The following is a 563-nucleotide window of genomic DNA, read 5'->3' as shown; positions in this document are numbered from 1 at the left end:
GGCCCACTAGACCATGCGGTAAATAGTGACAGCCTACAAATTGATTTCCCGATTATCGCGACAGACTTTGATGGTGATACGTCGACAGAAACATTGCCTGTCACCATTGTTGACGATAAACCAAGCATCACTGACGTAGACGCGATCCGCGTGGATGAAGATGACTTAGCGAAGATTGGCTCTGACGGCTCAGATCCAATTTCAATCGATGGCAACTTCACTACAACGCAAGGCTCTGATGGGGTAGTAAGCTACCAATTAGATACTGCTGCAACGCCAGTTGATGGCCTAACATCGCAAGGTGTGGCAGTGACCCTGACTGAAACTGCAAACGGTGATGGTAGCTTCACTTACCAAGCGACGGCAGGTACTGAATCGGTCTTCACGCTAACAGTAAATACGGATGGCTCATACAACTTCACGCTTCAAGGTCCAATCGACCATGCGTTAGACAGTGATGAGCTGACGCTGAACTTCCCAATCATCGCGACGGATTTTGATGGTGATACCACCACAGAAACGATCCCAGTCACCATCGTGGACGATAAGCCAACTATTACCGA

Annotated in this window: 1 protein-coding gene; it reads left to right on the top strand. The window is 48.7% G+C overall.

The window, feature by feature from the left end; genetic code table 11:
• A partial coding sequence (locus KI742_RS23510) for a DUF5801 repeats-in-toxin domain-containing protein (protein WP_285445320.1) occupies window positions 1-563 on the top strand: 563 nt, incomplete at both ends.

Source organism: Vibrio sp. D417a (assembly GCF_030248595.1).
In the GTDB taxonomy this organism is placed as follows: domain Bacteria; phylum Pseudomonadota; class Gammaproteobacteria; order Enterobacterales; family Vibrionaceae; genus Vibrio; species Vibrio alginolyticus.
The sequence above is the reverse complement of the archived record's forward strand: the minus strand, read 5'-3'. Positions and strand labels throughout refer to the sequence as shown.